The sequence below is a fragment of the Polaromonas sp. genome (genome assembly GCF_039930745.1).
Classification (GTDB): Bacteria; Pseudomonadota; Gammaproteobacteria; order Burkholderiales; family Burkholderiaceae_C; genus Polaromonas.
The window spans coordinates 1-6,337 of the sequence record NZ_JBDTTH010000142.1 but is presented as its reverse complement, the minus strand read 5'-3'; the positions used below and the strand labels follow the sequence as shown (position 1 = coordinate 6,337).

Genomic DNA, 6,337 nt, shown 5'->3' with positions numbered 1-6,337 from the left:
CGCCGGCCTTGCGCAGGTCGTCGAAGCTGGCCATGATGCAGCGCGCCAGCACCGGCCTGGGCACCAGCTTGACCGTCACTTCGGTCGTGACCGCGAGCATGCCCTCACTTCCGACGATGATGGGCAGCAGGTCGTAGCCGGCGCCATCCAGCGCATCGCTGCCGAATTCCACCGCTTCACCTTCCACGGTGAAGCCCTTGACCTTGAGCACGTTGTGCAGGGTCAGGCCGTATTTGAGGCAATGCACGCCGCCCGAGTTTTCGGCGACGTTGCCGCCTATGGTGCAGGCGATCTGGCTGGATGGGTCGGGCGCGTAATACAGGCCCAGGGGCGCAGCGGCTTCGCTGATGGCGAGGTTGCGCACACCGCCCTGGACCACGGCGGTGCGGCTGGCCGCGTCCATCTTCAGGATTTTGTTGAATTTGGCCAGCGACAGGGTGACGCCCAGCTTGTGCGGCATGGCACCACCGGACAGGCCGGTACCTGCACCGCGCGCCACCACCGGCACCTGCAGCGCTTGGCAAGTTTTGAGGACGGCCTGCACCTGTTCATAGGTCTCTGGCAGGGCCACCACCAGCGGGCGCTGGCGATAGGCGGTCAGGCCGTCGCATTCATACGGCGTGGTGTCTTCCTTGTTCCATAGCAGCGCATGGCCGGGTAGCACGGCCTGCAGGGCGACGACGACGCTGGCCTGCCGCTTGGTGCGTTCAAGCTGGTCTTGCTGCTGAGGGGCCAAAGGGGCATTCATGATTAAGGCACTTTAAAGCAAAGCGCTGGTACGCGGCGTGAAGAAAATGGTGGCTTGCCGTGAAAAACGGAATGCTATTAATTCAATAGCTTTAAGCGCCCGTCGAATAAGAGGTAGTCTCAAATCCAAGTGCAACACGGGGGGTTATTGGATGCGGTCAGGTGAGTGCTGCAGCTTTGTGAGGCACTGCCCATAAACCTCTTGAATTCCAATGTGTATTTTCCACGCGCTTGCCCGTCTTTTCTCTTGCTCATTTATGACTCTCCAATAATGATTTTTACCATCAACTATGGAGTACGTTGTTCAGGGGCAAGGTCATTGTGCGAACCTGCGGACTGCGCCATACTGAAAACCGTCCTGTGCCAGACACAATTTGCATCAGTCACCCCAGCGTTGACAACCAAGGAAACGTCATGACCCCCTCCTCCCACGTTGTTCCTTCACATATGGCCAACAGGGCAACCGGACTGTGGCGTGCGGGTTCAGTCCCATGGGGGTTTTTGCGGGCTTGGCTACTGGTCGGCTGCGCTGCCCTGATGGCGCCAGTCGGCTATGGCCAGTCTATAGCCGCTTCTCCAGCGAAAGCGCCGGCATCCACTGCACCGGTGTTCGTGCTTCACGCCCAAAAAATCATTGACAAAGCGACGTTGCGCGCCGTCCGCTGGAGCGGCCCTGAAAGCGGCCCGCCAGCAGTGCCGGGAAAAACTATTGCTTTGGTGGCCGAAGATCTGCGCAACGGCGGCATCCTCGGCGTGGCACAGGGCGCGCGCGAGGCGGTCTCCGTGATGGGCTGGACACTGAAAGTTTTCGATGCAAGCGGTTCGACCGCCGGACGAGCCAATGCCTTCGCACAAGCGCTGGCCGCCAAGCCCGATGGCCTCATCCTGTGTGGCTCTGACGCGCTGGAGAACAATGCGGCGCTGGCACCCTTTGCCAGCCAGGGTGTACCCATCGTGGGCTGGCATGCAGGGGCCAAACCAGGGCCTATTGCTGGAACCCCGGTGGCCATGAACGTGAGCACCGATCCGCTGGAGGTGGCGCGCGTTACGGCCATGGCAGCCGTGGCGCAATCCAACGGCCATGCCGGTGTGGTGATCCTGACTGACTCCAAATACGGTATCGCCATGGCCAAAGCCAACGCAATGGCCGATGTCATCCGGGCTTGCAAGGAATGCACGCTGCTGGAAGTGCGCGACCTTGCCATATCGGACAGCGGCGAGAAAATGCCTGCGGCAACCAAAGACCTGCTGGCCCGCTATGGCAAACGCTGGACGCATACGCTGGCCATCAACGATATCTACTTCGACTATGCCATCGCCACCTTGACCAAGGCCGGTGTGCCTAACAAAGGGCTGAGTTTGTTGTCCGCAGGCGATGGCAGCGCTGCCGCTTTTCTGCGCATTAAGGCCAAGACCTACCAAACGGGCACCGTGGCCGAGCCGCTCAAGCAGCACGGGTGGCAGGTCATCGACGAATTGAATCGGCTCCTGGCGCACCGGTCGGTGAGCGGCTTTGTGGCGCCGGTGCACCTGGTCAATGCCGCCAACATTGCCTTTGATGGCGGAGACAAATTCCAGTACGACCCCGCCAATGGCTACCGGGACATCTACCGCCGTATCTGGAAACCCTAGGACCAGGCGTGAGACAGACTTGGGTCGTCATAGCTCAGCGGCTATTGCCCAAGTCATTGCGCGGGCAATTTTCCCTCGCTCTGTCAGCCCTGGCCCTGTTGATCATGGCGAGCGGTTTGACCGCCATCTACGCTTTGCGTACATCCAACAGCGCCACCGGCCAGCTGGCGGAAGAACGGCTGCTGCGCATGCAGGATGCGCAGGACATGGTGCGCCACACCTTGCTGATTAAAACAGAAACCGATCAGCTCCTGACGACGCCGTCGTTCGACACGCTGCGCAGCAGTTACACGCAGATCGCCCAGCAACTGGAGTCACTCGACCAACTGGTGGAGCGCCTGGCCACCGCCAATAATGATGTCGCCGTGCTCGACTTGCACCAGTCCAGCCAATTGTTCCGCAATACCGCCAACGTCGTGGCGCAGTTGCGGGATAGCGCCTTGCAAACGGAGATCGGGTTCGCGCAAACCTTGCAGGAGCGGGCCCTGCAGTTGCAGGCGGTCGGCACGCAAGAGAGCCTGACACTGGCTGTTTTGTTGTATGCCCTGCAAAGCGCAAAGCAGCGCGAGGAAATACAGCAGCTGCAAACCCGGTTTGTGCGCCAGGCCCGGGCGGCCGGGCGTTTGCCGGACGCCGTGAGGGCTGATCTTGCGGCGCTGCAATCACGGCGAGCCGACGCCATCGATCCAGATGCGCGCGATTTGTTCTCGGTACGGATGAATCTCATCAATGAACGCGAAGTGATTCTGCGTTTCCATGGCGAACTGCGAAGCCAGGCCGGGGCATTGGTCGCGGCTGCTCAGGCGCAATCGGATGCTTTCACACGTGATTATCGGGAAGCTGTGCAAAGCCTGGTTGCGGTGTCCAACCGCACACAGCGCTGGGTGCTTACCATGCTGGGTGGTAGCCTGTTGTTTACTTGGCTTGTCGTGCGCGTGTTCATGGGGCGCCACGTGCTGACCCGCCTGCACGAGGTCAGCCGCCAACTCCGGCGAGGCACGGTTGACGGGGTGCCGGATTTGACGCGCCTGCAGCAGGACGATGAGATTGGTGATATGGCGCTTGCCGTGGGCCAGTTTCTGCAGGACCGCCAGCAACTAGAAGCGCGAACGGCTGAATTGAACGCGGCGCAAGAGCGCTTGGCGCAGAAAAATACCCTGTTGCAGGATGAGGTTGTAGTGCGCTTGGGCGCGGAGCAGCATCTGCGCAGCCTGATGGTGGAGCAACAATCGTTGATTGAAAAATTACAACAAGCGCAAGCGCAATTGGTCAAGACCCAGGCCAAATTGGTCTCCGCAGCGCGGCTGGCCGGCAAGGCCGAAATCGCCACCAATGTTTTGCACAACGTCGGCAACGTGCTCAACAGCGTCAACGTCTCTGCGGGATTGATTGCCACCAGGATGCGCGACTCCAAAGCTCTGGGGCTGGCAAAGGCGGTCGATTTGATGAACGAGAACGCGACGGATCTCGGTGACTACCTGACCCGCGACGAGAAAGGAAAGCTGCTGCCGGGCTATCTGAACAAACTGGTTGCGGCACTGGCGGCGGAGCAACAGAGTGTGGTCGGCGAACTCGCGTCTTTGACCAGGAGTGTAGACCACATCAAGGATATCGTTGCCACCCAGCAATCCTATGCAGGCACTTCCAGTCTGGTCGAGGCGCTGCAGGTGAAGGACGTGCTGGAAGATGCCCTGCGCGTGAATGCCGGTGCCCTGACGCGGCACAAGGTCACCGTGGTCAAGGACTTTGCCGAGGTGCCTTTGCTGATGCTGGACAAGCCGCGGTTGCTGCAGATTCTGGTGAATCTGATCGGCAATGCAAAGCAGGCCATGGACGGCGTTGCCGACCGCCTGCCCCAGATCGCACTACGGGTGGATATTGCAGACCTTGCTGGTCAACGCAGCTTGCGAATCCGCGTCGAGGACAACGGCGAAGGCATAGCGCCGGAGAACCTGGGGCGGCTCTTTGCGCATGGCTTCACCACGCGCAAGAACGGCCATGGTTTCGGGCTGCACAGTTGCGTTCTGGCGGTCAAGGAGATGGGCGGCACCCTCACGGCTCACAGCGATGGGCCCGGTCGGGGCGCTACTTTCACGCTGGAATTGCCGATCAATACGGCGGAGGGCACTCAATGAGCACGTTCCCTAATCGGCACATCTTGCTGGTTGGCGACATGGTGGATCTTGCGAAGGTACTCATGGATCGAACGCATGTCGTCAATCAGAAAAATACGCCGGTTTTGCGGCTCGCTCATGGTTTTTCCATGTTGTTTGATGAGTCGATCCGGCTTTCTCGGAGCGGGTTTTGCGGGGCGGTCAGAGGGAGTGTGAAGAAAAATGTGGCACCTTGCCCGACCGCGCCTTCGGCCCAGATGCGGCCGGCGTGGCGGGTAATAATCCGGTGAGCGGTCGCCAGGCCGATGCCTGTTCCGGCAAACTCACCCGGCGAATGCAGGCGCTGAAAAGTACCAAACAGTTTGCCCGAATAAGCCATGTCAAAACCCGCGCCGTTGTCGCGGATGAAGTAAATGGTGGTCTCGCTGTCGTTCTGCAGTTTTCCGAACCAGATCTCCGGGGCCGCGGTATGCATTGTGAATTTCCAGGCATTCGCGAGCAGGTTTTCCATCATCTGGCGCAGCAGCGCGCGGTCACCGATGACGACCAGGTCGCTTTCCACATGGAATTTCACGTCCCGCCCGGCGTCTCGCTCCCGGCAGTCATCCAGCACCCGCTGGGCCATCGCCGCCAGATCGACCGTCTCGGTCTTCAGGCTGGTGCGGGACACCTGGGCCAGCGACAGCAGACCGGCTGTGAGTTCTTCCATCTGCTGTACACCTGCCAGTATGCGGCTCAGGTAATGCCTTGAACGTTCCGCGGTATCTCCACTGACCGACTTTTGTAGCAAGTGACTGAAGCCATCAATGGAGTTCAGGGGAGAACGCAAGTCATGTGCAACCGAATACGAGAAGGCTTCGAGCTCCGTGTTGGACTGGCGCAGGGCCGCTTCGTTCGCCTTTAGATCGTGCATGGCCTCCTCCAGGGTTTTCATCTGCGACGCCGCCTGCCGCGCCAGCGTCCATTTGGTCGTCAGCGTCCTGGCCAGTTGGCTGACCTCGATCATGTCGAACGGCTTTTTCAGGAACAGCAGGCGGTCCTGCACGTCCAGCCGCACCAGCACGTCCTCCCAGGCATGGTCGGAGTAGGCCGTGCAGATCACGACCTGCACCTGCGGGTCGATGCGCCAGAGCCGCTCGATGGTCTCCACGCCGTCCCAGCCCGGCGGCATGCGCATGTCCACGAAGGCCATGGCATAGGGCTGGTCGGCCTTGACCGATGCCTCCACCAGGGCCACGCCTTCATGGCCCTGGTAGGCAGAGTCCAGCTCGTAGCCGACGCTGGACGGTTGAGCAAGTTCACCGAACAGGGCCGCCTCAACTTGGTCCAGGGCGTATGCCGCTGGTTTTGGCATGAGGATCTTGCGGAAATCCTCATGGATGGCCGGCATGTCGTCGATCAGCAGAATACGCCGGTTGTCAATGGGGTTCATGTTCGGCCTGCCCTGTAGTGATTGGAAGCTCAAGCGTGAAGGTTGCGCCCCGTCCAGGCCCCTCGCTGTGGGCGTGGAGTTTGTCGCCCATTTCGTTGGCGGCCAGCGCGCAACTGTGCAGGCCGAAACTATGCCCTTCCTTGCGGGTCGTGAAGCCCTGCGAGAAAATGCTTGTCAGGTTGGCGAGGGCTATGCCCTGGCCTTCATCCTTGAAAATGCCCTAGCTCATCAAGCATGCCTTGCAGCTCCTCTGCCAACGCACGGGAGATTCCGCTCACTTAAGCATACCGCAAAGCGGCAAAAATGCTGCACACGACCGGTGACGGGGCTACGCAACCGACTTTTTCAGCCACTCGGCAAAGGCCGCGCATTCCCAGCGGTCCATCATGCCGGTGCGCCAACACAGGTAGTG

At 60.3% G+C, this 6,337-nt stretch carries 6 protein-coding genes; 2 read left to right on the top strand and 4 right to left on the bottom strand.

Annotation, left to right across the window (positions count from 1 at the left end):
• Positions 1–748: FAD-binding protein (locus tag ABI660_RS22425; protein WP_348072308.1), on the bottom strand; the 748-nt coding region annotated here is incomplete at its 3' end.
• Between the two features lie 536 nt (positions 749–1,284).
• Here ABI660_RS22425 and ABI660_RS22420 point away from each other — a divergent pair.
• Positions 1,285–2,379, top strand: coding sequence for a substrate-binding domain-containing protein (locus ABI660_RS22420; RefSeq protein WP_348072312.1), 1,095 nt, complete (start codon positions 1,285–1,287; stop codon positions 2,377–2,379).
• Between the two features lie 188 nt (positions 2,380–2,567).
• Entirely contained in the window at positions 2,568–4,514 is a 1,947-nt protein-coding gene (locus ABI660_RS22415) for an ATP-binding protein (RefSeq protein ID WP_348072306.1), read from the top strand.
• Here the strand turns inward: ABI660_RS22415 and ABI660_RS22410 are convergent.
• The 3 genes from ABI660_RS22410 to ABI660_RS22400 are packed head-to-tail and all read right to left on the bottom strand — an operon-like array spanning position 4,508 to position 6,142.
• Positions 4,508–4,633, bottom strand: a complete 126-nt coding sequence (locus ABI660_RS22410; RefSeq protein ID WP_348072304.1) for a hypothetical protein — start codon at positions 4,631–4,633, stop codon at positions 4,508–4,510. The genes ABI660_RS22415 and ABI660_RS22410 overlap by 7 nt on opposite strands.
• The gene (locus ABI660_RS22405; RefSeq protein ID WP_348072302.1) at positions 4,630–5,925 is read right to left on the bottom strand and encodes an ATP-binding protein; all 1,296 of its coding nucleotides are present in this window, start codon (positions 5,923–5,925) and stop codon (positions 4,630–4,632) included. Before ABI660_RS22405 ends, ABI660_RS22410 begins: the two co-directional genes overlap by 4 nt.
• Positions 5,912–6,142 (bottom strand): ATP-binding protein, encoded by a 231-nt coding sequence (locus ABI660_RS22400; RefSeq protein ID WP_348072310.1) that lies wholly within the window; start codon positions 6,140–6,142, stop codon positions 5,912–5,914. Before ABI660_RS22400 ends, ABI660_RS22405 begins: the two co-directional genes overlap by 14 nt.
• Between the last annotated feature and the right edge of the window lie 195 nt (positions 6,143–6,337).

Excerpts from the sequence above, each read along its gene's own strand:
- ABI660_RS22420 (WP_348072312.1), top strand. The coding sequence starts at position 1,285 with ATGGCGCCAGTCGGCTATGGCCAGTCTATAGCCGCTTCTCCAGCGAAA.
- ABI660_RS22415 (WP_348072306.1), top strand. The coding sequence starts at position 2,568 with ATGCAGGATGCGCAGGACATGGTGCGCCACACCTTGCTGATTAAAACA.
- ABI660_RS22410 (WP_348072304.1), bottom strand. The coding sequence starts at position 4,633 with ATGAGCGAGCCGCAAAACCGGCGTATTTTTCTGATTGACGACATGCGT.
- ABI660_RS22405 (WP_348072302.1), bottom strand. The coding sequence starts at position 5,925 with ATGAACCCCATTGACAACCGGCGTATTCTGCTGATCGACGACATGCCG.